The following is a 255-nucleotide window of genomic DNA, read 5'->3' on the forward strand; positions in this document are numbered from 1 at the left end:
ATTTAAACGTCTCGATTGATATGGCATGGGGCTTTGCTCGATAGCCTTTGTCTGCTCTCGACCAATAGAATCCAAATCCCAAAAATTTAAAGGTTGGGTCACTTGGTTTAATGACTTTCGATTTAGTTGTATTAACAGTTAAACCCAGAGTTTCCTCAATATATCGTGTAACCGAACGCATCACGCGTCTTGCTGCGAATTCGCTTTTAACGAAGATAATACAGTCATCTGCGTATCGCACGAAGCGTAACCCTC

At 41.6% G+C, this 255-nt stretch carries 1 protein-coding gene; it reads right to left on the minus strand.

The window, feature by feature from the left end; all coding sequences use genetic code 11:
* Positions 1-255, minus strand: a 255-nt coding sequence (locus ACEN36_RS13160; RefSeq protein ID WP_407126914.1) for a reverse transcriptase domain-containing protein, incomplete at both ends; no start/stop codon positions are given.

The sequence above is a fragment of the Desemzia sp. FAM 23989 genome (assembly GCF_045528345.1).
GTDB lineage: Bacteria > Bacillota > Bacilli > Lactobacillales > Carnobacteriaceae > Desemzia.